Source organism: Herbiconiux gentiana, assembly GCF_024978135.1.
GTDB classification, from domain to species: domain Bacteria; phylum Actinomycetota; class Actinomycetes; order Actinomycetales; family Microbacteriaceae; genus Herbiconiux; species Herbiconiux gentiana.
Window position 1 is genome coordinate 467278 of record NZ_JANTEZ010000003.1, and the last position, 24292, is coordinate 491569.

Sequence of the window (24292 nt, forward strand, 5' to 3'; positions counted from 1 at the left end):
GACACCGGGTGGAGAGGTGCCGGGCCGCAGAAACGCCTCTCGGCGGAAGGCCGCTCGTAGCGGCGAATTTTGGAGCCCGGGGTTACTGCGGCCCGACAGCTCCATTTTACAACGTCAGTCGAGCCCGTCGTGCCGCCAGAGCGAGGCCGACTCGGCCAGATCGTCACCGATCGTCTCGAACCGCAAGGCCCTGGTGGTGAGCGTCGTCGCGGTCTCGGGCGCCCCGATCTCGGCGTCGTCGGCGATGCTCACGCAGCCCTGCGCCATGATGCGGCAGAACGCGGCCGCCCGATCCAGCGCCGCCGCGAAGTCACCCGTGAACAGTCCGCGCAAGATGCGGTCGGCCAGCTCGGTGATCTCCTTCGGCCCGGTCGGCGACTCGGCGCCGGCGACCACCGGGTCGATGCCCTGCGTCATCGTGGTGCCGCGCTCGAAGAAGTAGCTGGCGAGCTCCGGGTCCTGCCTGATCAGCACCCGCAGCAGGTAGATACGCCAGAGGCTCCCGGGCAGAGAATGAGCGGATGCTCGCGCCCACAGCTCGGCGATCGCATCGATCCCGTGGTCGTCGGTGAACGCCAGCAGCCGCTCGATCACCTCGGGCTGCGGGTCGTCGCGCACCCGGCTCAGCAGCGCGCCGGCGGTCTCATGCGCGACCCGGTTCACTGTGGCGGGGTCGTCGCCGCCCTGGAAGGCCTCGAAGGCGGAGCTGGTGAAGAGCACGGGGCGGTGGAAGTCGTCTGCCATACGGTGATGTCCTGCCGGTCGGCGGTTAGCGGTCGCAGTTTCCAACGCTAGCCACCCTCCCCGCCTTCCCGCACCGCCCGAAGCCCCAGCATTTCGCGCTACCCTTGAGCCCGAGGGCCTGTAGCTCAGTTGGCAGAGCATCGGACTTTTAATCCGCGGGTCGAGGGTTCGAGCCCCTCCGGGCCCACCCTCCCGTGCAATGCTGCTTCTACTCAGAGCAGGGTGCCGATGCCCAGCTGCTCGGCGGCCTGGCGGGCCCGCACGGGCATCCATTCGACGGCCCGGGCGACGATGTCGGTCTGCAGCCGCGGCGGCATCGTCGAGGCGACCTCGGCCATGACGTCGGAGATGTCGATCAGCTGCGCGGCGACGAGCGCGAGCAGCTCGTCTCCCGGCAGACCGCAGCGACGGGCCACGACGCCGAGTTCGAAGCGCGCCACGTCACGGGCGAGGTAGCTCGCCCCGTAGCGCACGGCCAGGTTGCGATCGCCCGCTCGATCGAGCAGGGATGGGAGGTCGAGCAGGCGATCCGGTCCGAGGTAGGGGATCACCGACGAGGCGTCGTAGAGGGGCGTCAACCGCGCGCCGTCGGGCTCGATGAAGATCGAGAAGTTCTTGGCGTGGGCGTCGGTCGACAGCACGATCCACGAGAAGAACAGCATCGTGGCATAGCGACGGCGGGAGTCCCGATCGGCCTGGGCGGCCAACAGCCCCGCGATGTCGTCGATCCCCGGCCCGCCGTGCTTCTCGAACTTGAGCAGTCTCGGACGGCCGAGCGCCTGGAGCAGGTCCTCCTGATGCAGCCGGACGGTCGACGGGCCCTCGGTGCGGCGGTCGAATCGCTCGACGACCAGGGAGTGCTGCTCGTCGTGGTCGAACAGCTCGACGCGGGCGGTCGGGATGCCGAGCAGATAGGCGGTCCGCATGACCAGGTACTCGATCAGCTCGCCGTCCCTCACGCCCGTGACCTGCGGTTTGAACAGGTGCGTCGACGCGTCCGACCCCGTCGTCTCGAACCAGCGGTCGTCGTGACGCGCCAATGAGAACTTCGACTGGGCTCCGCCGAGCGAGAACTGGCCTGCGACGTCGACGAGCTCGTCGTGCCACGCCGCATCGTCCTCGCGAATGACCCGGATCCGGTCTGCGACGTCATCGGAGCTCATCGGCCGCCGGCCCCCGACAGCAGGCGATCCTTCCGGCCGGAAGGAGGCGGCGCCGGCCACGTCCTGCCCGTACTCGCGGAGCAGGAAGAACGGCTCGACGGTGTCGAGACCGGCATCGGTCGCCCAGCGCTGACGCACCTCCGGGTCGTCCGGGAGGAGGTTGTCGAGGTAATCCGCCACCGTGCGTCCGCGATGGCGGCGGCTGCCGAGCGGCAGCGACAGCGATAGCGGCACCGCGTTCTCGGCGTCGGTCCACTCGGGCCGGTACTCGAGGGTGTAATCCTCCACGCCGTCTCGCCTCAGCTGCGCGATGGGATGCTCGGAGAGCAGGACGTCGAGGGTCTCAGTCATCGTCCGCTCCATGGGCGCCGTGGGTCGCCGGCGGCAGCTGGGCGATCTTCTCGCGCAGCGACCGCAGCAGCTTGTCGTCGCCGATGCCACGGACCTGATCCGCCGAGCGCTGGAGCAGGCCGTCGTCGACCTGCGGGAGGGTGATCGACCCGACGACGTGGTCGTCGGCGCGGGTGCGCGCCGCGGCCGGCGAAGGCGGTGCCGCGACGCGGACGGAGAGACCGAGTTCGCGGAGCACCGCGAACACCTTCGACAGGGAGACCTCGGTGTTGCCCCGTTCGAATCGGACCAGCCACTGCCGGGTGACCTCCGCCCGCTCGGCGAGCTCGTTCTGCGACAGCGCCAGCTCGCGTCGACGCTGGCGGACGACGCCGCCCAGCTCATCGGTCGATCTGATCCGCACGCGACCTCCTTCTGTAACACCAATGCGACTTCTGCGAAATGTCACACTGATCGTACATCATGGAGATGTCATGCGGATCGTACTTTTCAGATGCGACCAGGGGCGGGTTCAGGGGGGCGGGGTAGCGTTCGGGGGTGGGCGCGGTATGGGAGGTGCTGGTGGCGCGGGCCGGTGCGCCGTCGGGGGTGGGGGTGGTCGGCGCCGTGGGGGTGGCGTTGGTGGTCGTGGGGGTCGGGCCCGTGTGGCGGGTGGCGCGGTTCGTCGTGACGTTGGCGCACGAGGGCGGGCATGCCCTGGCGGCGGTGCTGACGGGGCGGCGGCTGGCGGGCATCCGGGTGCATTCGGACACGAGTGGGCTGACCGTGTCGCGCGGGCGACCCCGGGGGCCCGGGATGGTGCTGACGGCCGCCGCCGGTTACCCCGCGCCGGGGCTGCTGGGGCTGGCCGGGGTGTGGCTGACGGTCGAGGGGCAGGCGGTCGCCGTGGCGGCCGGGCTCGGGGCGCTGCTGCTCGCGGCGCTCGTGCTCGTGCTCGTGCGGAACGTCGTCGGCGCGATCGTGGTGCTCGGCACCGCGGCCGGGCTGGTGGGCGGGTTGCTGCTGCTGCCGAGCGGCGTGGGGTCGGCGCTGCCGCTCGTGCTGTGCCTGGTGCTCGTGGCGGGGGCCGTGCGGTCGACGGTCGAGCTGGGGCGTTCGAGGCGGCGGGGCCGGGGCACGTCCGACGCGGATGCTCTGGCCCGCCTCACCCACGTGCCCGCCGCCCTGTGGGTGGCCGCCTTCGTGGGGGTCACGGGTGGGGCGGCGGTCGCGACGGCTTTAGTGCTCGGGCTGGCCGAGCTCCCGTGACTTCGGTGTCGCCCGGGTGCCCCAGCGGTTCCAGGCGAGGATGTAGATCGTGAGGCCCGTGACGAGGCCGACGATCACCCACAGCACGACGAGGTAGTCGATCCACGAGCCGACCGGCGGCGAACCGGGCAGGAAGTTGCGGAGCGGGATCGTGGCGAAGATCATCGCTCCGATCCAGCTGGTGAGGGTCGCCTCGACCTTGCGCCGGCCGGTGTAGGCGCTGATCGCCACGAAGAGCACGAGCACCGGCACGACCGCCATCAGGCCGAGCAGCACGATGCCGAAGGCCACGGTGCTGGCGGAGCGGGTGGCGGTGATGACGACGGACGGCAGGGGGATCTCCCCGCTCTCGACGGTCACCCTGTTGCCGGTAACGTCGAGGCGCTCGATGTCGAGCTGCCAGCCGGGCACCGAGTCGTGCAGACAGACGACGGTGGGGACCGCCACGCGGTCGGCGCCTTCGCCCGTGAACGCGAAGGTGGTGAGCTCCGAACGGTAGCTGTCGAAGGGCCACTCCTCCACCACGCCCTCGGCGTAGTCCGACTGCAGCGAGCTCGCCAGCGCCTCGCCTTCGGCGAACGACTGCACGCGCGTGCCGTCGACCGGGAAGGTCAGCAGGCTGATGCGGTGCTTGGGCGTGTAGTTGTCGTCGGACATCAGGCTCTTGGCGGGCTCCAGCGACACCTGGAACTCCAGCCGCTGCGCCGCCGCCTGAACGGCCGCCGGCTGCAGCAGCACGGTCACCCCGTCGTCGCCCTCGATCACCGTCTCGCACCCGTTGCTCGACGACCGCAGCCCGCTCGCGTACAGCAGCACGACGACGGCGTAGACCACGACGGCGACGACCGCGACGAGCACCGTCAGCCATCTCCGGCGCCTGGGCCGGGGGCTGAGCTCAGTCATAGGCCGAGCATAGCGATCAGCGAGCGCTCAGCTCTCGCCGTCGGGCAGCGGTTCCGGCATGATCCGCAGATCGCCGCGATTGGCCGCCTGCACCATCTGCTCGATCCACGCGCGGTTGATGGCGGCGTGCCGGCTGCCGTAGAAGCGGAACCGCAGCGGGATGGACGGATGCACCCACAGCGTCTCGCGTCCGCTACCCTGTCCGGGCTCCAGCGTCCACGACAGCGAGAAGGCCTCGTGGTTGCGCATCTTGGTCAGGATGACCAGGCGCAGGTGGGCGAGCAGGCGGTCGTCCAGCTCGATCTCCGCCGACATCGGCCCATAGATCAACAGGCCCAAGCCACACTCCCGAAAACGTCACCGGAGCCCCAGCCGCACTCCTGAAATCGAGCCTAACGGCGCGAGAAATCCTCCCCAAAAAATCTGGCCGGGGCTTGACAACGCCCGTGATCGTCAGGCGCTGGCGACGAAGCGGATGCCCCAGGCGAGCTCCCACCGCTCCCCCGGCGCGAGCCAGCGAAGGCCCGCCCCGCTGTTGAGTGCGTCGGCCGGCGCGGTCATCGGCTCGATCGCCACGGCCCGCCGCGGCCCGTCGATCGACGCGAAGGCCGGAGGCGTGAACACCTGCGCGTAGCCGAACTCCGCGTCGGCCCAGAGCTCGACCGCACGGCCGTCGGGGGCCTCGACCCGATGGCGGCTGCGGCCATTCGTCACCCGCACCGAGCCGTAGCCCTGGTCGATGGTGAGGTCGCCGATGCGCCGGCCGCCCGACAGGTCGAACTCGGTGCCGGCGACGGGCTCCTCCGTCACCGGGATCTGCTTCTCGTCGGTGACGAAGCGGGTGGCCGCGTCGACCGTGAGGGTCAGCTCCTCGACGGGCACGTCGCCGACCCTGAGATACGGATGCGCGCCCACCGCCACGGGCGCCGCCGCGGTGCCGGCGTTCGAGAGAGTGTGCGTCACGGTCATCCCGTCGGCCGTGAGCCGGTGCTCGACCGTGGTGTCGACGAGGAACGGATACCCGTGCTGCGGGTGCACGGTGGCCGCCTGCCGCACGCGGTGCCCCTCCTGCTCGAGCACGCGGTAGGCGGTGTTGCGCAGCAGCCCGTGGATGGCGTTGCCCGCCTTCGGCTCCGTCAGGTCGAGCTGCTGCGGCTCGCCGTCGAGCGTCCACCGCCCGTCCCTGACCCGGTTCGGCCACGGCACGAGCACGATGCCGGCCCCGCCCGGCGGGATGGCCGACTCGGCGAAGGGCTCCACGAGATCGACCCCGTCGATCGAGAGCGAGCGGATGCCCGCCGCCACCTCGGTGACGACGGCCGACACCCGGCGCCCCTCGGCCGCGAGCTCGAGGCGGTACTGGTCTCCGGTGGGTGCGCGCATGGCTCCACCCTAGGACGGCGGCGGACGCCGGTCGACGGGTGCCAGCAGAGGTGCGCCGCCGACGGGCGAACCCCGTCGGGTGGCTCAGCCCGCCCGGCGCTCCGCCTCGTCGATCACGTTCGCCAGCAGCATCGCGCGCGTCATCGGCCCGACCCCGCCGGGAACCGGCGACAGGTGACCCGCCACCGAGGCGACCCCGGGATCGACGTCGCCGATCAGCCGCGCCTTGCCGGTCTCCTCGTTCACGACGCGGGTGATGCCCACGTCGAGCACGGCGGCCCCGGGCTTCACCCAGTCGGGCTGGATGAGACCGGGCACGCCCACCGCGGCGACGACCACGTCGGCCCGCCGCACCTCGGCGGCCAGGTCGGCCGTGCGCGAGTGGGTGAGGGTGACCGTGGCGTCGACGCCCTTGCGGGTGAGCAGCAGCCCCAGCGGGCGCCCGACCGTGAGGCCGCGGCCGACGACCACGACGTGCTTGCCCGCGAGCGGCACGTCGTAGCGACCCAGCATCTCGACGATGCCGGCCGGGGTGCAGGGCAGCGGCGAGTGGAGCTCGCCGCCGACGCCGAGCACCAGGCGCCCGAGATTCGTGGGGTGCAGGCCGTCGGCGTCCTTCGCGGGGTCGATCAGCTCGAGCATCGCGTTCTCGTCGATGCCGTTCGGCAGCGGCAGCTGCACGATGTAGCCCGTGACCGAGTCGTCGGCGTTCAGCTGCTCGATCGCCGCGCGCACGTCGGCCTCGGTGGCCGTGTCGGGCAGGTCGACGCGCACCGACTCGATGCCGACCTCGGCGCAGTCGCGGTGCTTGCCGGCGACGTACGAGATCGACCCGGGGTCGGAGCCCACGAGCAGCGTGCCGAGCCCCGGGCGGATGCCGCGCTCACGTAGGGCGTCGACCCGCGCGCGGATCTCGTTCTTCAGCGCGGAGGCGGTGGCGACACCGTCGAGTCGCTCGGCTACCACTGCTCGAGGCCCGGGTACAGCGGGAAGCCGTCGGTGAGCGTCAGCACGCGGGCGCGCAGGGCCTCGACGTCGGGCGCGGGCTTCAGCGCGGTGGCGATGATGTCGGCCACCTCGGTGAACTCGGCGTCGCCGAAACCGCGCGTGGCGAGGGCCGGCGTGCCGATGCGGAGGCCGGAGGTGACCATCGGCGGGCGCGGGTCGAAGGGCACCGAGTTGCGGTTCACCGTGATGCCCACCTCGTGCAGGATGTCCTCGGCCTGCTGGCCGTCGAGCTCCGAGGTGCGGAGGTCGGCGAGCACGAGGTGCACGTCGGTTCCACCGGTGAGCACGTCGACGCCGGCGGCGCGGGTGTCGTCGGCGACGAGGCGCTCGGCCAGGATGCGCGCGCCGCTCAGGGTGCGCACTTGGCGGTCGTGGAACTCCGGCTCGGCCGCGAGCTTGAACGCGGTGGCCTTGGCGGCGATGACGTGCATCAGGGGGCCGCCCTGCTGGCCGGGGAAGACGTTCGAGTTGAGCTTCTTGGCCAGCTCGGTGTCGCGGCTGACGATGAAGCCGGAGCGCGGGCCGCCGATGGTCTTGTGCACCGTCGACGAGACGACGTCGGCGAAGGGCACGGGCGAGGGGTGCAGGCCCGCGGCCACGAGGCCGGCGAAGTGGGCCATGTCGACCCAGAGCTTCGCGCCGACCTCGTCGGCGATGGCGCGGAAGGCGGCGAAGTCGAGCTGGCGCGGGTAGGCCGACCAGCCGGCGATGATGACCTGCGGCTTGTGCTCGAGGGCCTTGTCGCGCACCACGTTCATGTCGACGAGGAAGGTCTCGGGGTCGACGCCGTACGACACCGCGTTGTAGAGCTTGCCCGAGAAGTTGAGCTTCATGCCGTGGGTGAGGTGCCCGCCGTGGGCGAGCTCGAGGCCGAGGATCGTGTCGCCGGGGGTGGCGATGGCCGAGAGCACGGCCGCGTTCGCGGTGGCGCCGGAGTGGGGCTGCACGTTGGCGTACTCGGCGCCGAACAGCGACTTGGCGCGGGCGATGGCGAGCTCTTCGGCGATGTCGACGAACTCGCAGCCGCCGTAGTAGCGGCGCCCGGGGTAGCCCTCGGCGTACTTGTTGGTGAGCACGGAGCCCTGCGACTCGAGCACCGCGCGGGGCACGAAGTTCTCGGAGGCGATCATCTCGAGGGTGCCGCGCTGGCGGCCGAGCTCGAGCTTCAGCACCTCGGCGATCTCGGGGTCGACCTCGGAGAGGGGCAGATTGAACGTGTCGGACATGACGGGCTCCTTTTCGGCGTGACGGACGTGAAGGGGAGGATTCGTATCGACCCAGGCGCGCGGCCGAATCCCTGTCCGTCGCTTCCCGATGGTGACCATCTGAACGCCAGTTGCGACGGGGTCAGCCTACCTCAGGAGCGGGCCGCGCGGCGAGTGATCATCGGGGTCGCGAGCAGCAGCGAGGCGCCGAGCACGATGGCCACGAGGTCGACCCAGGGCAGCACCTCGAGCCCGAAGGCGTCGAGGAAGAGGGCGCCCACCACGGCGCCGAGTCCGATCCCGATGTTGAAGGCGGTGGAGTAGAACGCGCTCGACGCGTCGCGGATCGCCGGGTCGGCCACGTGCATCAGCCGCGTCGCCATGAGCGTCGGGATGATGCCGAACACCACTCCCCACAGCGCGAACGAGCCGATGGCGATGACGGGGTTCGACGTGAACACGGCGAGCACCAGCACGGAGGCGGCCGTGACGGCGAGCGAGATCAGCAGCCCGGTCGACGGGCGCTTGCCGAACACCGATCCGGCGATGACTAGCCCGATGGCTCCGGCCACGCCGTAGACGAGCAGCAGCAGGCCGACGTCGCCCTCGGCGACGCCCATGCGGTCGATCATGAACGGCGCGATGTAGGTGTAGAAGGAGTAGTGCCCGACGGTGACCACGGCGGCGAAGATGCAGACGAGGGCCACGGCGGGGATGCTGTCGTTCCAGACGAAACGGCGTCGGCGGCCGGACTCGGTGAGCCGTGCATCCGTCGCCGCGTGCTTGAGGTGGTCGACTCGGGGCAGCATGAACCAGAGCAGCACGGCGCCCAGGAGGGCGAGGAGCCCCACCGCGAGGAACGGGATGCGCCAGCCGAAGGCGTGACCGACCGCCGTGGCGAGCGGCACGCCGAGCACGAAGGCCAGCGTTCCGCCGCCGGTGGTGAGGGCGACGGCGCGGCCGATCTGCTCCTTCGGCACGAGGTGCGCGGAGTAGGCGCCGACGACGCCCCAGAACACGCCGTGCGCCATGCCGCCGATGACGCGCACCACGACGAGGAACTCGTAGCCCGGGGCGAATGAGGCGAGCACGCTCGTGACGGCCACGACGACGAGCACGCCGACGAGCAGCAGGTGCCGGGGCACCCGTCGGAAGAGGAGGCTCAGCGGCACGCTGGTGAGCACGACCGCGAAGGCGAAGAAGCTGATCAGCAGACCGGTCTGCGACTCGGTCACGCCGAGGCTCGAGCTCATCTCGGGCAGGAGGCCGGTGGGGATCATCTCGGCCGTGACCGAGAGGAAGACGGCGGTGGCGAGGATGATCAGGCCGCCCCAGGGGAAACGCTTGACGACCGGCATCGAACCGGTCTGAGGAAGAAATGTGGTCACAGCAGTGCGCACCATTCGAAGACTTCTCGAAATTCGGCGGACAGAGGAGGCTCGAGTGCCCGTTCCTGACGACCTGAAGCGCCGACTTGACGACCCCGCGTGAAGGTCATGGCGAGAAGGTGCTCGCAGACGGCGACGACTTCGTACATGCCCGTGGCCGGACGATGACCGCGCGACCATTCACTATTCTAGCGGAGAGCCCGTTCCAGGCAAGAGGAGAACCGATGTCGCTGCCGCGAAACCACTGGGTGCTGACGTTCGTCTGCGCCGATCTTCCCGGGATCGTGCACGCGGTCAGCGGAGCGGTGGTCGAGTCGGGCGGCAACATCACCGAGAGTCAGCAGTTCTCCTCCTCCGACACCGGCCGCTTCTTCATGCGCCTCCAGGTCGAGTCGGAGGCCGGCCGCGAGGTGTTCGAGGCGGCCCTCGCCCCCGTGGTCGAGCGCTACGCGATGGACTGGCGGCTCGACACCGTCGGCCGGCCCCTGCGCACCCTCGTGCTCGGCTCGACGGCGGCGCACTGCGTGAACGACCTGCTGTTCCGGCGCCGGGCGGGTCAGCTTCCTGTCGAGATCCCGCTGGTGCTGTCGAACCACGGGGTGCTGCGCGACCTGGCCGGCTTCTACGACGTGCCGTTCGAGTCGCTGCCCGTCACCTCGCCCGAGTCGAAGGCCGCTTTCGAGCGCCGGGTGCTCGAGGTCGTCGAGGAGCACGACATCGAGCTGGTCGTGCTCGCGCGCTACATGCAGATCGTCTCGCCCGAGCTCTGCGAGAGGCTGGCGGGGCGGATGATCAACATCCACCACTCCTTCCTGCCGGGCTTCAAGGGGGCGAACCCCTACAAGCAGGCGCACGCCCGCGGCGTGAAGCTCATCGGCGCCACCGCCCACTTCGTCACCAGCGACCTCGACGAGGGCCCGATCATCGAGCAGAACGTCGTGCGTGTCGACCACACCCGCACCCCGGCCGAGCTGGTCGCGATCGGGCAGGACGAGGAGAGCCGCACGCTGACGACCGCGGTGACCTGGTTCGCCGAGCACCGGGTGCTGCTCGACGGCGCGCGCACGATCATCTTCCGGTAGGGCGCCAGGCGGCGGGGGCGGGGCGCCGCCAACGAGCGGCGCCCCGCGTCTCAGCGCCGCACGCGCAGGTGCGTGACGCCCCCGTCGACCTCGAGCGCGGTGCCGGTGGTCGACGCCGACAGCGGGCTGGCGAGGTAGAGGATCGCCTGGGCGACCTCGTCGGGCGTGACCATCCGACCGGTGGCCTGACGCGCGTCCAGTGCCGCCCGCTCGGCCACCGGGTCGTCGAAGCCCTGCAGCATGCGCTCGACGAACGGGGTGGCCACCGTGCCGGGCGAGACCGCGTTGACGCGCACCCCGTCGGCGACGTGGTCGGTGGCCATCGCGAAGGTGAGCGCGAGCACCGCACCCTTCGAGGCGCTGTAGAGCGCGCGGTCGGGCAGCCCGTTCAACGCGGCGATCGAGCACAGGTTGACGATCGCGGCGTGCTCCGAGCGGCGCAGCCACGGCAGCGCGGCGGCCGAGACGCGGGCCATGCCGACGACGTTGACGTCGAGCACCCGCGCCCACTGCTCGTCGTCGTTCTGCTCGACGGTGCCGACGGCGCTGATGCCGGCGTTGTTCACCACGATGTCGAGCCCGCCGAGCGCTTCGCCGGCGGTGTCGACGGCCTGCTGCACCGAGGCGCGGTCGGTGACGTCGGCGGTGACGAGCACCGCACCCTCGGGCGCACCCTCGGTCGAGCGGTCGAGCACGGCGACGCGGGCCCCGGCGGCGAGCAGCGCGGTCGCGGTGGCGGCTCCGATCCCGGATGCGCCTCCCGTGACGATCGCGGCGAGGCCGTCGAACGCGCCGCTCATGCCTGCACCATCGTCTGCTCGGCGCGGCCGAGGCCGTCGATCTCGAGGGCGACCGTGGAGCCGGCGCGCAGGTACGGCTTGTCGGGCAGGCCGAGTGCGACCCCGGCCGGGGTGCCGGTGTTGATCAGGTCTCCCGGGCGCAGCACCATGAACTGGCTGAGGTACCAGATCACGTGGTCGATGCCGAAGATCATGTTCGCGGTGCTGCCGTTCTGGCGCTGCACCCCGTCGACCCAGAGCCGCAGGCCCAGGTTCTGCGGGTCGGCGACCTCGTCGGCGGTGACGAGCACAGGGCCGAGCGGGTTGAAGGTCTCGCAGCTCTTGCCCTTGTCCCACTGGCCGCCGCGCTCGAGCTGGAACTCCCGCTCGGAGACGTCGTGCGAGAGCACGTAGCCGGCGATGTGGGCCCGGGCGTCGGCGGGCGAGTCGAGGTAGCGGGCGGTCTCGCCGATGACGACGCCGAGCTCGACCTCCCAGTCGGTCTTGGTCGAGGCGCGCGGGATGAGCACGTCGTCGAAGGGCCCGACGATGGTCGAGGGGTCCTTCATGAAGATGACGGGCTCCGCCGGGTAGGCGGCTCCGGTCTCGTCGGCGTGGTCGCGGTAGTTCAGACCGATGCAGACGATCTTGCCGGGGGCCGCGAGCGGGGCACCGATGCGCCCCCCGGCGGGCAGCTCGGGCAGGGAGCCCGCAGCCAGCGCCGCGGCGGCGGCGTCGAGTCCTCCGGTGAGGAACGCCCCGTCGATGTCGCGGGTGACCGTCGAGAGGTCGTAGTACGTCCCGTCGAGCTCGACCGCGGGGGTCTCGTGTCCGGGGGCGCCGATCCGGCTGAATCTCATCGCGTGCTGTCCTTCGTCGTGAGGGGGGTGGTCGGGGTGGCCGGCGGGCGGGGCACGAGGCCGGCCTCGTCGAGCTCGCTCCAGAGCTCGTCGGGCACGGGAGCCGTGAACCGCTCGGCGGTCGAGGAGGCCTGGGCCGCGGAGCGCACCCCGGCGACGACACTGACGACGCCGCGGAAGCCGAGCGGGTACTGCAGCGCCGCCGCGGGCAAGGGGACGCCGTGCCGGGCGCAGACCTCGGCGATCGACCGCGCGCGCTGCAGCAGCTCGGCGGGGGCCTGGGCGTAGTCGAAGGTCGCGGCCTCCGGCACCCGGTCGCTGCTCAGCAGACCGGAGTTGAACGGGGCCGCCGCCACCACGCCGACGCCCCGCTCGACCGCGAGCGGGAGCAGCTCGTCGGAGGCGCTGCGGTCGAGCAGCGTCAGCCGGCCCGCGGCCATCACCACGTCGACGTCGGTGCGCCGCACGAACTCGACGAGCATCGCCGTCTGGTTCATCCCGGCCCCGATCGCACCCACGACGCCCTGCTCGCGCAGCTCGACGAGGGTGTCGACGCCGGTCGTCGACGCGGCCTCCCAGTGCTCGTCGGGGTCGTGCAGATAGGCGATGTCGAGCCGGTCGGTGCCGAGCCGGGCGAGGCTGGCCTCGACCGAGCGCAGGATGCCGTCACGGCTGTAGTCCCAGACCCGCCGCACGGAGGCGGGCACCACGAAGCCCTCGTCGTCGAGCCGGTCGGCCGTCTCCGGGCTGTCGACGAGCAGCTTGCCGACCTTCGACGAGAGCACGATCTCGTCTCGGCTGCGGGTCGCGGCGAGCGCCGCCCCGAGCCGCCGCTCCGAGAGCCCGAGCCCGTAGTGGGGCGCTGTGTCGAAGTAGCGCACGCCGGCGGCGAAGCCGGCGTCGTAGGCGCCGGCGGCCTCGTCGTCGGTGGTCTCCTTGAACAGGTTGCCGAACTGGGCGGTGCCGAGGCCCAGCTCGGTCAGGGCCAGGCCGGTGCGGAGGGAGCGGGTCTTCACCGAACGGCCTCCACGGCGGGTGTCAGGGCACGGCTCCAATAGCCGCCGTCGGGGAAGGAGTACTCGGCCACGGACTGCTCGTACATCTCGGCAGAGTACCCCGGCAGGCCCGGCAGCACATAGTTCCCGTCGATGACGATGCAGGGATCGGTGAAGTGCTCGTGCAGGTGGTCGACGTACTCGGTGACCCGCCCCTCGAGCGATCCCGACACGGCCACGTAGTCGAAGATCGACAGGTGCTGCACCAGCTCGCACAGCCCGACGCCGCCCGCGTGCGGGCAGACGGGCACGCCGAACTTCTTCGCCATCAGGTACACGGCGAGGATCTCGTTGATGCTCGCGAGCCGCGCGGAGTCGAGCTGGCAGAAGTCGATGGCCTCGGCCTGGAACATCTGCTTGAACAGCACCCGGTTCATCCCGTGCTCGCCGGTCGCCACACCGATCGGTGCGACCGCGCGGCGCACGGCGGCGTGACCGAGCACGTCGTCGGGACTCGTCGGCTCCTCGATCCAGAGCGGCTTGAACTCGGCGAGCCGGTTGACCCACTCGATCGCCTGCGGCACGTCCCAGACCTGGTTCGCGTCGATCATCAGGTGGGCGTCCCAGCCGATCACCTCGCGGGCGATGCCGAGGCGCCGGATGTCGTCCTCGAGGTTCGCGCCGACCTTGAGCTTCAGGTGCCGGTAGCCCTCGTCGACCGACTCCTGCAGCAGTCGGCGCAGCTTGTCGTCGCTGTAGCCGAGCCAGCCGGCACTGGTCGTGTAGCAGGGGTAGCCGCCGCGGGCCTCCAGGTCGGCGATCCGCTCGCCTCGGGTCGGCTCCATCTCGCGCAGCATCTCGAGCGCCTCGTCGCGGGTGAGCGCGTCGGAGAGGTACTGCAGGTCGGCCACGTCGACGAGCTCCTCGGGGGACATCTCGGCGAGCATCCGCCACAGGGGCTTGCCGGCCTTGCGGGCGGCGAGGTCCCAGACCGCGTTCATCACGGCCGCCATGGCGAGGTGCTCGACACCCTTCTCCGGGCCGAGCCAGCGCAGCTGCGAGTCGGACTTGAGCGAGCGGTAGGTGCCGCCGAGGTCGCCGACCAGCTCGTCGATGTCGCGGCCGATCAGCGGCAGGGCGCGCTGCCGGGAGGCCTCGACGCAGAGGTCGTTGCCGCGGCCGATGGTGAACGTGAAGCCGTGGCCGCGCAGCTCGCCGTCGGTGCGCAGCACGACGTAGGCGGCGGAGTAGTCGCCGTCCTTGTTCATGGCGTCCGAGCCGTCCTGGCTGAGGGAGGTGGGGAAGCGGACGTCGTAGACGTCCACGCCGGTGATCTGTGTCATGAGTCATTCCGTGTCATCAGGGTGAACCGTTCGGTTCGCGGTGGAAAAGGGGCCGAGGAGCGGGGACGCTCAGTCGGTGTGGAAGACCTCGGGCAGTTCCTGCCACCACTCCCCCGGGGCGCGGCTCTCGAGCGGGCGCTGCAGCGGCTCCTGCACCGCCCACCAGCGCTGGGTGGCCTCGTCGGCGGCGATCGCGGCCATGTCGGCCTCGTAATCGTCGCCGGTGTACTCGAAGTACGAGAACAGCAGCGCGCCGAAGCGGAAGATCGAGTAGTTGTGCACGTGGCTCGCGGCGAGACGGGCGAGCACCTCGGGCCAGACGGCCGCGTGGTACGCCTCGTACTCCTCGCGGTTCTCGGGCGGCAGCCCGATCACCGACGCGACCCGCTTCACGAGGTCACCGCCACGCGTAGGGGAACGCCCTCGCGCTCGTCGGACTCGTAGGCGGCCTCGACGACCGCCATCGTGTGCAGCACGTCCTCGACCGAGGTGGGCAGGGTGTCGACCGAGCCCTCCACGTAGCGCTGCAGGGCGCCCATCGAGCCGATGAAGGCGTCGGGGAACCACGAGCCCTCGAACGGCAGGGGCGTCCAGCCCTTCTCCCCCGCCACGGCGAGCTCCAGCGAGTCCTCCCGGCCCCGCGGGTAGTCGAGCAGCAGGCCGAGCTGGGCGCGGATCGCGCCCTTCGTGCCCTCCCACTTGATGAAGCTCTCCTCGTGCGCCGGCCCGTAGTCGTGGTCGTGGTTCGTGCTCACGACGGCCCGCAGGTCACGTCCCCGATAGCGCAGGATGATCGTGGAGCGCGTCGTGGCGATGTCGGTCTTCTCGGGGTGGCGCCTCGTCACCGCGCTGACGCCGCCGGGGTCGCCGAAGAAGGAGCGCACGAGGTCGAGGTAGTGCACGCTGTGCATCGTCAGCTCGAGCCGCTCCATGCCGAACACGTGCGGGAAGAGGTGCCACGGGGTGTCGACCGAGACGCGCACCTCCAGGTCGTGCACCTCGCCGATGGCACCCGCGGCGATCAGCCGCCGGGCCTCGGCGACATAGGGCGCGAAGCGCAGCTGGGTGTTCACCGCGGCCACGAGACCCTTGCGCCGGCACAGGGCGGCGAGCGCCTCCCCCTGCTCGAGGCTGTGGCCGAGCGGCTTCTGGATGAGCACGGGTGCCCCGTCGGGCAGCGCCTCGAGGGCCGCCTCGTACTGCTCCGGCATCAGCGCGATGTCGTAGACGGCGTCGGCGGGGGCCGCGGCGACGGCCGCCTCGACGGTGCCGAAGACGTGTTCGATGCCGAACTCGGCGGCGAGGGCATCCGCTCTCTCGACGGTGCGGTTGACGATGCCCCAGACCGGGTAGCCCGCCTTGCGGTAGGCCGGGAGGTGGGCGTCCTTGACGATGCCGCCCGCGCCGATGACGACGATGGGCCTCGGCCGCTCGGGCGGCGCCGGCGTGTAGGCCGCGGCCGGGTGGCGTTCGGGGAGGTCGTCGGGGCTCATCCCTTCACCGCCCCGATGGTCTGGCCCCGCACGAGGAAGCGCTGGGCCCCGATGAACATCGCCAGGAGCGGCACCATCGAGATGACGGTGGCCAGGGCGAGCTGGGGCAGGTAGAGCTTCACGTCGAGGCCGGCGGCCACGGTGGCGTTGAAGAGCGGGCTGGCGCCGATGAGCTCCTGGATGCCGATCGAGATGGTCTTGTTCTGCTGGCTGGAGGTCAGCAGGGCGAGCGGCAGGAAGAAGTTCGTCCAGTTCGCCACGAAGCTGAAGAACGCCACCAGTGCGATGGCCTGCTTCGAGATGGGCAGGGCGATCTCGAAGAAGGTGCGCAGCTCGCTCAGCCCGTCGATGCGGGCCGCCTCGACCAGCTCGTGCGGCATCGTGGTCATGAAGTGGATGTACGCGAGGTAGACGCCGAAGGGGTAGAAGCCCATGATCACCGCGACCGGCCAGAGCTGACCCACCGCGTTCACGGCGTTCACCTCGAGGAAGATCGGGATGACGAGCACCGTGTTGGGCATCACCATCGCGAGCAGGGTGGCCATCAGGAAGGCCTTGCGGAAGCGGAAGCGCAACCGGGCGAAGGCGTAGCCGGCGGGGATGCCGGCGACCAGCGCGAGGGCCGCGCCACCGACCGAGACGATGGCCGAGTTGATCATCCACTGCTGGAACAGGCCGCCGTCGCCGGGGCCGAAACCGGTGATCTGGTTCCAGCTGTAGACCACGTTCTCCCACGACATGCCGCCGAGGTTGAGGAAGCCGCTGGCACCGGATTCGATGTTCTCCTGGCTGCCGAAGGCCAGGGCGATGAAGCCGACGATCGGCAGGATGAACCCTGCCGCGATCACCACCATCACGACGATGCGCGCGATGCGGCCGGCGTTCCACCGGTGGGAGCCGACGACGCGGGGGACGTCACTGACGCGGGTCATGCGGTCCTCCTCTCCTTGCGCTGGGCGCGGGTCGGGCGGGTGCGGGCCTCGTCGCCGAACAGTCCGCTGCGGGTGACGATGATCATGCCGATGCCGAGCGTGATCAGCAGCAGGATGATCGACAGCGCGGCCGCGGCCGGGAAGTTGCGGTTGGTGAACGCGAATGCGTAACCGAGCTGGGTGGGCGCCCACTCGGCGACCACCGAACCCGAGGAGATCTGCCGGAGCAGATAGGGCTCGAGGAAGAGCTGGAAGCCGTAGGCCAGGTTCATCAGCGCGGCGTAGCCGACCCAGGGCCGGATCAGCGGGAGCTTGACGTGCCAGGCGAGCTGCCAGGCGTTCGCCCCGTCGATGCGGGCCGCCTCGAGCACCTCGTCGGAGATGCCGTTCAGGCCGCCGTTGACCACGACGATCCAGGTTCCGATGCCCTGGAAGAAGAGCATCGCGGTGAGGATGAAGGGCATGTTGCCCGGGGTGATCACCTCCTTGTAGGTGCTCGCCCCCATGCCCTGCCAGAGGAAGGCGATGGGCGAGTTCACCGGGTCGATCAGGTAGACCCAGAGCACGAAGTTGGCGATGCCGCCCAGGGCGCCCGGGATGTAGTACACGAAGCGCATCGCGCCGCCGAAGCGGCCCGGGCTCGCGTGGATGAGGAGCGCGAGGGCCACGATGCCGACGATCATGATCGGCAGCCAGATCGCCATCAGCGTGAAGATGTTGATGAACGTCGACCAGAAGCGATAGTCGCCGACGACGGTGGCGAAGGAGTCGAGCCCGCCGAACCCGGAGTTCGGGTTCACCAGCGTCGGCGCCTTCTGCAGGCTGATCGCGAAGGCGTAGCCGATCGGGATGGCGGCGGCCACGAGGAAGAGGATCGTGTAGGGCGCCAGCAGCACCCAGGCCCCGAGGGTCTCGTCGCGGCGGAGCCACGAGCGGCGGCGGCGGGCGGCTGGGCCCCCGCCCTTGGTGTCGGAGGACGTCGCGGTCGTCGTCGCCGACGCCCGGTCCTCCAGTACGTGATTGGTCACAGTGTGTTCCCCTGTGGCGGGCGCCGACCGAGGCCGGCGCCCGCCCGCTCGGTGTTCGGCTACTCGGTCACGATCGTGTAGCCGACGGACTTGGCCTGGTTGACGAGCTCGTCGCCGAACGCCTTGATCGCGTCGGTGGCGGAGCCTCCGCCGATCAACGTCGACGGCACCGTCTGGGTCCAGACCGAACCGGTGTCGTAGAGCATGTACGAGTACGGCTGCACGTCACCGAGCGCCGACTTGAAGGCGGCCTGCGTGGTGGGGATGTCGGCGAAGTACTTGTCGTCGGCGATCTTGGCGAGCCAGTCCTCCTGCACCGGGCCGTAGCCGGGCAGGCCCGTGCTCAGGTCGACCTGCCAGCGCGGGTCGGTGGCCACGAACTTGGCGAAGGTGAGCGTGTTCTCGAGCTGCTTGCCCGTGATGTGCGAGGAGACGCCCCAGAGTCCGCCGCCCTCGTTGCCGGTCGAGGCCTTCGAGTCGCCCTCCCACTTCAGGGGTGCGGCGGCCGTCATCTGACCGGCCGGGATCTTCCAGGTGTCGCGGAAGAGGTAGTTGCCCCACCACACCGCACCGGGGCTCATCACCAGGTTGGCGCCGGCCTCGGCGGCGTCGCCGTCGAAGATGCCCTGGGTCGAGAGCGCTCCGCCGGCCTGCATCGTGTCGAGCAGCTTCGTCGCCTTGACGCAGCCGTCGGCGGACAGGTCGATGTGGGCCTCCGACTCCGACACGCGGTCGTTGGTCGGGCATCCCGCGGCCTGCAGATAGCGGTTGATCGCGTAGGCGTCGCCGAGGAAGCCCGAGATCTTGCCCGGGTTCTCCTGGGCGATCTTCACGGCCAGGTCGCCGTACTCCTCCCAGGTGGTGGGAACGGTGTAGCCCTTCTCGTCGAAGAACGCCTTGTTGTACCAGAACACGTCGGGCGCGGCGTCGTTGCGGAGGCAGCGGATCTTGCCGTCGATGTCGCAGAACGAGATGACCGCGGGGTCGTAACCCTCGATGGTGTCGGACATCAGCTCGGTGAGGTCGGCGGCGTAGTTGCTGGTCGAGTTCGTCGCCCAGGCGATGTCGTCGTTCGACGGGAAGAAGATGGCGTCGGGCCAGCCCTTCCCGGCCGAGTCGAAGTTCGCGAACGACTGCCGCACCGTCTGACCGCCGACGGTGCCGTCGATCTGCACGATGTCGATGTCGATGTCGGGGTAGGCCTCCTTGAAGGCCTCGGCCGCGGGCACCCGGGGCGGGTCGACCCAGACCGTGATCTTGCCGCCGGAGTCGGTCTGCGCGCCTCCGGACGTGGTGGAACCACCACTCGCGCAACCCGCCATCAGAAGGGCGGTTGCGGCAAGGGCGACACCTGCTGTGAGGAATCTTGTTGTCTTCATTGACACTCCCTGTTGAGAGCAGTGCGGGCAAGGGCCGGACACTGCGGTTTGCCTGGCGAACGGGATTCCCCGCTTGGTGCCGGTGTCACGTTATCCCGATGAAGGCCCGCTAGTCAAACGTTTGCTCAAATCAATTCGCGGCGGGGCCCGCGAGGCCCAGACGAGCGGGGTCGAGGGCGTAGAACGTGGCCGCTGTGCGGCCGAGCAGCTGCTCCCGATCGGCGTCGGAGAGCTCGGCGAACAGCGGCGCGAGGCCCTGCCAGACGCGGGTGTAGCCGCCCGCCAGCACCGAGATCGGCCAGTCGCCGCCGTACATCAGCCGGTCGGCGCCGAACACCTCCAGGGCCCGTTCGAGGGCCGGCCGCACCGAGTCGGTGGTCCAGGATCCCGGGTCGGCCGTGGCGGAGTAGAGACCGCTGACCTTGCCGTACACGGTGGGCACGGCGGCGGCTTCGGCGATCAGCGTCGACCACGGCTCCCAGGAGTCCAGCCCGATCGGCGGCTTGGAGAGGTGGTCGATCACCATCCGCAGCCGCGGATGCCGCTCGGCGATGATCGGGACCAGCTCCAGGTGGCGCGGCAGCACGGCCACCACGTCGAACGGCAGCCCCGCCTCCTCGAGTAGCCCGAGCCCCTCGTCGACCTCGGGGCGCAGCAGCCAGTCGGCGTCGGCGCGGTCGTGGATGAGGTTGCGCACCCCCACCATCACGCTGTCACCCCGCCATCCCGCGAGCGTCGCGGCAGCCTCATCGGGGCGGTCGAGCGGCACCCAGCCGACGATGCCGGCGACCTCGGGATGCGCGGCCGCCGACTCCCGCATCAGCTCCGTGTCGGCGCTGTTGTCAGCCGACTGCACCTGCACCGTGAAGGCGACTCCGGCCGCCTCGAGCTCGGGCTGCAGCTCGTCGAACGTCATCGCCCCGTCGATCGGCGCGTGCTGCGGGCCGAGCCAGCTGTACTCGGCGCGAGCCGGGTCCCAGACGTGCTGGTGGCTGTCGATGATGGGAAAGGGCATGGGTTCCTCCTCGAACTCAGGTCTCCGCCGTGCGGATGCACAAACGATTGTTCATCACCGGCGCCGTCGCGTCGAGAGCAGCGCCGTTCCGTCGTCAGGGTCGCGGCGCGACGGTCGACTCGCGGATGATCAGCTGCGGCGCCGGGTCGGAGACCACGAGCCGCGGCACCGTGCCGCCGTGGATGCGGTCGTACAGCGCCGCCATCGCCCGCCGCCCGAGCTCGTAGCGCGGCATCTTCACCGTGGTCAGCGGAGGCCAGGTGTTGTCCGCCGTCCACGCGTCGTGCATCGCCACCACCGAGACGTCGTGCGGCACGCTCACCCCGCGACTGCGCAGTTCGAGCAGCACACCGAAGGCGGCGTTGATGTTGGCGACCACGATGGCGGTCGGCCGGGCATCCGCGTCGAGCAGCCGGCCCGCCGCGGCCCGGCCCACGACGAGCTCGTAACCGAGGGACGTGACCAGGCGCTCGTCGACGGGCAGGCGCGCGCTCGCCATCTCGTCGCGGAAGCCCCGCTCGCGGCGGCGGCCGGTGACCGAGGAGGGCAGCCCGCCCACGAGGCCGATGCGCTTGTGGCCGAGGCCGATCAGGTGGCGGGTTGCGATGCGGGTGCCGAGCTCGTCCTCGAGGTCGACGTAGCCGCCGTCGGCCGGGTGGTTGGAGTTGACGTAGACGACGGGCAGGCGGCTGTCGATCTGCTCGCTCAGCTCGGCCGGCTCCATCGCGTCGGCGGCCTGCACGAGGGCGCCGTCGATGCGGCCCTCGCCGATCAGGCGCGGCAGCGCGTACTCCTCGAGCTCGCTCTCGGCCCGGGCGAGCAGCACCATGTACTTGCGCTCGTAGCCCTCGTCCTCGACGCCGCGCATCAGTTCGCTCACGATCGCGTTGGTGAGGTCGGGCACCACGAGCGCGACCACGTTGGTGCGCGAGAACTTCAGCGCCCGGGCGGCGTAGTTCGGCCGGTAGTCGAGTTCGCGGGCTGCGTCGGTGATGCGCTTGCGGGTCGCGTCGCTGACCCGGGCGTCCGCCGCGCCGGTGAGCACGCGCGAGACGGCCGACACCGACACCCCGGCCATGGTCGCCACGTCGCTGAGGGTCGCCATGCGCTCAGTCTAGATTCAGGCGGATCGGCGTCATGCTCAGGCGCGCACCGACACCAGGTAGAGGTGGGTGAGCACGAGCACCGTCTCCTGCCGCTGGTTGGTCACGGTGACGAGCTCGTGCACGTAGCCGAACTCCTCCGGGCGCTTGGCGTGCGGCGACTTCTCGACGATCTCGGCGCTGACGCGGACGGTGTCGCCGATGAAGACGGGCTTGATGAAGCGGATGCGGTCGTAGCCGTAGCTCATCGCCTGCGGGTTGATGTCGCCCGCCGTCATGCCGACCGCGACCGAGAGGATGAGGGTGCCGTGGGCGATGCGCTGTCCGGCCGGCTGGGTGGCCATCCACTCCGCGTCCATGTGGTGCGGGAAGAAGTCGCCGGTCTGGCCGGCGTGCAGCACGATGTCGGCCTCGGTGATGGTGCGGCCGGTGGTCTCGCGGCGCTCGCCGATGGCGATGTCGTCGTAGTAGCGGTCGACGGTGCTCACGGGGTTCTCTCCTTCTCGGTGCCGAGGTGGCGCACGACGGCGTCGTCGAGGCGGCGGCGCAGCTCGTCCTCGTCGAACTCGCCGAGCAGGGCCGCGGTGACGTGCTCGGAGGCCTCGTTCTGCAGTTCGATGTAGTGCGGGTGCTGCGGGCGCAGGTAGGCGCCCTCGAGCGTCGCGCGGGTTTCGCGGAAGAAGTCGAGGCTGTCGGCGTTGGTGCGTTCGCTCTCCCATGCCACGGCGTTGCCGGGCTGGCCGCCGCCGTCGTAGTACACGCCCTCCTGCACCGCGGCCGAAGCCAGCCAGAACGCGTGGGCGATGGCTTCGTCCGGATGCTCGGTCGAGGCCGACACGGCGATGCCGGCACCCCCGAGCAGCGAACCCCGAACGCCGTCCCGCGAGCGCGGGATGTCGGTGTACTTCAGCCGGTGCATCCGGAAGCCCGCCCGGCTGTAGTTCGTGTAGCCGAACAGCAGCGGTGAGTAGGCCCAGCGGTCGCCTTCACTGAGGGCGTCGGCGGTCTGGATCGGGTTCCAGCCGGCATTCTCGCGCGGAACGAGTGCGGCGAGGCGCCGGAGCAGCGTCATCGCGGCGCCCAGCGTCTCGGCGCCGAGGAACACACCGGGGGTGCGCATCGGCTCCTCCCCCAGGCCGGAGGCCACCGTCACCAGGCTCGAGAAGGCGTCGACCGGCTTGTAGGGCCAGAGCACGCGGCCCTCCTCGGCGAGTGCGATCACCGCGTCCCAGTCGGCCGGCGGGGCGTCGAGCAGGTCGGGGCGGTAGGCCGAGACCTGGGCGGCGGCGTCGCTGGCGAGGCCCCACTGGCGACCGGCGTAGGAGTAGGAGCGGTGCGAGGCGCCGACGGACTGGCGGGCGAGGAGCGCGAGCTCGTCGTCGTGGCCGGTTCCGTCGAGCGGGGCGAAGAGCCCCTCGGTGGCCGCGATCGGGATGTGCGGGTGGTCGATGACGAGGAGGTCGTAGCGATCGGCGAGCTTCTCGAGGGGGTAGTCGGCGAAGGCCTGCAAGGAGCGGTACTCCCAGATCACCTCGACGTCGGGGGCGACGGCGCGGTAGGCCTGGGCGGCCGCGACGACGCTGCCGTGACCGCGGGCGTGCTCCCAGGTCATGCCGCGGAGGGTGACGGTCATGCTGCGCCCTCGCCGACGGTGGCGGCGGTCGTGACCGCAGCGGCCGCCGCGCCGCCGAACTCGGCGCGCACGCGGTCGTCGTCCTCGCCGAGCAGCGGGGCGGCCTTGCGGCTCGTGAGCACCTTCCCGTCGACCCGCAGCGGGCTACGGGTGGTCGTCAGGGTGGTGCCCCGCCGCTCCACCTCCTGCGTCATGCGGATGGCCGCGAACCCCTCGCTGTCGAGCAGCTCGTCGAGCGTCAGCACCGGCGCGCACCAGACGTCGGCCGCGTCGAGCACGGCGAGCCACTGATCCGTGCTGCCCGTGGCGAAGCGCTCGGCGAGCAGGGCCTCGATGCGCTCCTGCTCGTCCCACGCCTGCTGCGGATCGACCATGCCCACCAGCTCGGGCAGCTCCAGCAGCTCGCCGAGCTTCGGGATCGGGTTCATCGCCAGCGCGATATACCCGTCGAGCGTGGGGTAGGTGCCGTAGGGCGCCGCGAGGAAGGCGTGCGCCGAGTGCTCGCCGTGCCGCTTCACCGCGATGGAGTCGTCGTTCAGCCGCACGCTGAGCAGCTCGAACTGCAGGTCGAGCATCGACTCGAGCAGGCTCGACTCGACGTGCCCGCCCTCCCCGGTGCGGAAGCGCCGCACGAGCAGCGCGGTCACCCCCTGGGCGATGTGGCAGCTCAGCAGGTGGTCGGCGATCGAGAGCCCCACCGGCACCGGTCCGTCGGCGGCCGAGCCGCTCAGCCAGGGCAGGCCGGCGACCGACTGGGCGAGCAGGTCCTGCCCGGGCCTCGTGGCCCAGGGCCCCTCGGAGCCGTAGCCCGTGGCGCTGGCGTAGACGATCGTGGGGTTGAGCTCCCGCACCGACTCGTAGTCGAGCCCGATCCGCTCCATCACGCCCGGCCGGAAGTTCTGGATGATGACGTCGGCCTTCGCCACGAGCGTCTTGACGTACTCGAGGTCGTCGGGCTTCTTCAGGTCGGCCGCGATTGACTCCTTGTTGCGGTTCATCGCGTGGAACGAGACCGTGTCGCCGTCGGCGGTGCGGCCCGCGAAGGCGAGCGTGCGGCCGATGTCGCCGCTGCCCGGCCGCTCCACCTTGATCACCCGCGCACCGAGGTCGGCGAGCCGCATGGCCGCCACGGGCCCGGCCAGGAACTGGCTGAAATCGAGAACGAGAATGCCGTCCAGCGGCAGTGCTCCTCGTGCAGTGGTCACGTCGTCTCCCTGTCCGCATCGTTGCGGCGAGCCCTTTGCTCAATCGTTTGCT

The 24292-nt window shown here is 70.7% G+C and carries 25 protein-coding genes, 1 tRNA gene and 1 riboswitch; of the genes, 3 read left to right on the forward strand and 23 right to left on the reverse strand.

Annotation, left to right across the window (positions count from 1 at the left end):
- Nucleotides 1-114: 114 nt before the first annotated feature.
- Nucleotides 115-744 carry a DNA-directed RNA polymerase subunit beta gene (locus NVV95_RS09315; protein ID WP_259486261.1) on the reverse strand — a complete coding sequence of 210 codons (630 nt, stop codon included), beginning with the start codon at nt 742-744 and terminating at the stop codon, nt 115-117.
- Nucleotides 745-858: 114 nt separating this feature from the next.
- Between NVV95_RS09315 and NVV95_RS09320 the strand changes: the two genes are divergently transcribed.
- Nucleotides 859-931, forward strand: a tRNA-Lys gene (locus NVV95_RS09320).
- Nucleotides 932-956: 25 nt separating this feature from the next.
- On the opposite strand, the gene NVV95_RS09325 is transcribed toward NVV95_RS09320, so the two are convergent.
- A complete protein-coding gene (locus NVV95_RS09325; protein WP_259486262.1) occupies nt 957-2258 on the reverse strand; it encodes a HipA domain-containing protein in 1302 nt (433 codons plus the stop codon).
- The gene (locus tag NVV95_RS09330; RefSeq protein WP_259486263.1) at nt 2251-2661 is read right to left on the reverse strand and encodes a helix-turn-helix transcriptional regulator; all 411 of its coding nucleotides are present in this window, start codon (nt 2659-2661) and stop codon (nt 2251-2253) included. The genes NVV95_RS09325 and NVV95_RS09330 overlap by 8 nt, the downstream gene beginning before the upstream one ends.
- Nucleotides 2662-2795: 134 nt before the next feature.
- Between NVV95_RS09330 and NVV95_RS09335 the strand changes: the two genes are divergently transcribed.
- A complete protein-coding gene (locus tag NVV95_RS09335; protein ID WP_259486264.1) occupies nt 2796-3506 on the forward strand; it encodes a M50 family metallopeptidase in 711 nt (236 codons plus the stop codon).
- On the opposite strand, the gene NVV95_RS09340 is transcribed toward NVV95_RS09335, so the two are convergent.
- From NVV95_RS09340 to NVV95_RS09365, 6 genes are all read right to left on the reverse strand, one after another.
- Nucleotides 3477-4409 carry a DUF8686 domain-containing protein gene (locus NVV95_RS09340; protein WP_259486265.1) on the reverse strand — a complete coding sequence of 311 codons (933 nt, stop codon included), beginning with the start codon at nt 4407-4409 and terminating at the stop codon, nt 3477-3479. The genes NVV95_RS09335 and NVV95_RS09340 overlap by 30 nt on opposite strands.
- A 27-nt stretch (nt 4410-4436) precedes the next feature.
- Nucleotides 4437-4748: a DUF7882 family protein gene (locus NVV95_RS09345; protein WP_445727691.1), complete on the reverse strand. Its 312-nt coding sequence runs from the start codon at nt 4746-4748 to the stop codon at nt 4437-4439.
- Between the two features lie 114 nt (nt 4749-4862).
- Entirely contained in the window at nt 4863-5792 is a 930-nt protein-coding gene (locus NVV95_RS09350) for an aldose 1-epimerase family protein (RefSeq protein WP_259486267.1), read from the reverse strand.
- A gap of 84 nt (nt 5793-5876) precedes the next feature.
- Nucleotides 5877-6758 carry a bifunctional methylenetetrahydrofolate dehydrogenase/methenyltetrahydrofolate cyclohydrolase gene (locus tag NVV95_RS09355; protein ID WP_259486268.1) on the reverse strand — a complete coding sequence of 294 codons (882 nt, stop codon included), beginning with the start codon at nt 6756-6758 and terminating at the stop codon, nt 5877-5879.
- A complete protein-coding gene (glyA, locus tag NVV95_RS09360) occupies nt 6752-8026 on the reverse strand; it encodes a serine hydroxymethyltransferase (protein WP_259486269.1) in 1275 nt (424 codons plus the stop codon). Before glyA ends, NVV95_RS09355 begins: the two co-directional genes overlap by 7 nt.
- A gap of 42 nt (nt 8027-8068) precedes the next feature.
- Nucleotides 8069-8150: riboswitch (ZMP/ZTP riboswitch) on the reverse strand.
- A 7-nt stretch (nt 8151-8157) separates the two neighbouring features.
- Nucleotides 8158-9408, reverse strand: a complete 1251-nt coding sequence (locus NVV95_RS09365) for an MFS transporter (protein ID WP_259486270.1) — start codon at nt 9406-9408, stop codon at nt 8158-8160.
- Between the two features lie 209 nt (nt 9409-9617).
- On the opposite strand from NVV95_RS09365, the gene purU reads away from it, so the two are divergent.
- The gene (gene purU / locus NVV95_RS09370; protein ID WP_259486271.1) at nt 9618-10475 is read left to right on the forward strand and encodes a formyltetrahydrofolate deformylase; all 858 of its coding nucleotides are present in this window, start codon (nt 9618-9620) and stop codon (nt 10473-10475) included.
- A 50-nt stretch (nt 10476-10525) separates the two neighbouring features.
- Here the strand turns inward: purU and NVV95_RS09375 are convergent, their stop codons facing one another.
- The 14 genes from NVV95_RS09375 to NVV95_RS09440 form a co-directional block, all read right to left on the reverse strand.
- A complete protein-coding gene (locus NVV95_RS09375) occupies nt 10526-11275 on the reverse strand; it encodes an SDR family NAD(P)-dependent oxidoreductase (protein ID WP_259486272.1) in 750 nt (249 codons plus the stop codon).
- Nucleotides 11272-12114, reverse strand: a complete 843-nt coding sequence (locus NVV95_RS09380; RefSeq protein WP_259486273.1) for a fumarylacetoacetate hydrolase family protein — start codon at nt 12112-12114, stop codon at nt 11272-11274. The genes NVV95_RS09375 and NVV95_RS09380 overlap by 4 nt, the downstream gene beginning before the upstream one ends.
- Nucleotides 12111-13130 (reverse strand): aldo/keto reductase, encoded by a 1020-nt coding sequence (locus NVV95_RS09385; RefSeq protein WP_259486274.1) that lies wholly within the window; start codon nt 13128-13130, stop codon nt 12111-12113. Before NVV95_RS09385 ends, NVV95_RS09380 begins: the two co-directional genes overlap by 4 nt.
- Complete coding sequence (locus NVV95_RS09390) at nt 13127-14452, reverse strand: L-fuconate dehydratase (protein WP_259486275.1); 1326 nt, start codon at nt 14450-14452, stop codon at nt 13127-13129. The genes NVV95_RS09385 and NVV95_RS09390 overlap by 4 nt, the downstream gene beginning before the upstream one ends.
- A 69-nt stretch (nt 14453-14521) precedes the next feature.
- Nucleotides 14522-14845 (reverse strand): L-rhamnose mutarotase, encoded by a 324-nt coding sequence (locus NVV95_RS09395; protein ID WP_259486276.1) that lies wholly within the window; start codon nt 14843-14845, stop codon nt 14522-14524.
- A complete protein-coding gene (locus NVV95_RS09400; RefSeq protein ID WP_259486277.1) occupies nt 14842-15945 on the reverse strand; it encodes a Gfo/Idh/MocA family protein in 1104 nt (367 codons plus the stop codon). The genes NVV95_RS09395 and NVV95_RS09400 overlap by 4 nt, the downstream gene beginning before the upstream one ends.
- The gene (locus NVV95_RS09405; RefSeq protein ID WP_259486278.1) at nt 15942-16877 is read right to left on the reverse strand and encodes a carbohydrate ABC transporter permease; all 936 of its coding nucleotides are present in this window, start codon (nt 16875-16877) and stop codon (nt 15942-15944) included. Before NVV95_RS09405 ends, NVV95_RS09400 begins: the two co-directional genes overlap by 4 nt.
- On the reverse strand, nt 16874-17905 hold the full coding sequence (locus NVV95_RS09410) for a carbohydrate ABC transporter permease (RefSeq protein WP_259486279.1): 1032 nt from the start codon (nt 17903-17905) through the stop codon (nt 16874-16876). Before NVV95_RS09410 ends, NVV95_RS09405 begins: the two co-directional genes overlap by 4 nt.
- Before the next feature lie 59 nt (nt 17906-17964).
- Nucleotides 17965-19284 (reverse strand): ABC transporter substrate-binding protein, encoded by a 1320-nt coding sequence (locus NVV95_RS09415; RefSeq protein ID WP_259486280.1) that lies wholly within the window; start codon nt 19282-19284, stop codon nt 17965-17967.
- 130 nt (nt 19285-19414) lie between these two features.
- On the reverse strand, nt 19415-20299 hold the full coding sequence (locus NVV95_RS09420; RefSeq protein WP_259486281.1) for an amidohydrolase family protein: 885 nt from the start codon (nt 20297-20299) through the stop codon (nt 19415-19417).
- Nucleotides 20300-20393: 94 nt separating this feature from the next.
- A complete protein-coding gene (locus NVV95_RS09425; protein ID WP_259486282.1) occupies nt 20394-21404 on the reverse strand; it encodes a LacI family DNA-binding transcriptional regulator in 1011 nt (336 codons plus the stop codon).
- Between the two features lie 36 nt (nt 21405-21440).
- Nucleotides 21441-21890: a MaoC/PaaZ C-terminal domain-containing protein gene (locus NVV95_RS09430; protein ID WP_259486283.1), complete on the reverse strand. Its 450-nt coding sequence runs from the start codon at nt 21888-21890 to the stop codon at nt 21441-21443.
- Nucleotides 21887-23035 carry an extracellular solute-binding protein gene (locus NVV95_RS09435; RefSeq protein WP_259486284.1) on the reverse strand — a complete coding sequence of 383 codons (1149 nt, stop codon included), beginning with the start codon at nt 23033-23035 and terminating at the stop codon, nt 21887-21889. The genes NVV95_RS09430 and NVV95_RS09435 overlap by 4 nt, the downstream gene beginning before the upstream one ends.
- Nucleotides 23032-24240, reverse strand: coding sequence for a CaiB/BaiF CoA transferase family protein (locus NVV95_RS09440; protein WP_259486285.1), 1209 nt, complete (start codon nt 24238-24240; stop codon nt 23032-23034). Before NVV95_RS09440 ends, NVV95_RS09435 begins: the two co-directional genes overlap by 4 nt.
- Between the last annotated feature and the right edge of the window lie 52 nt (nt 24241-24292).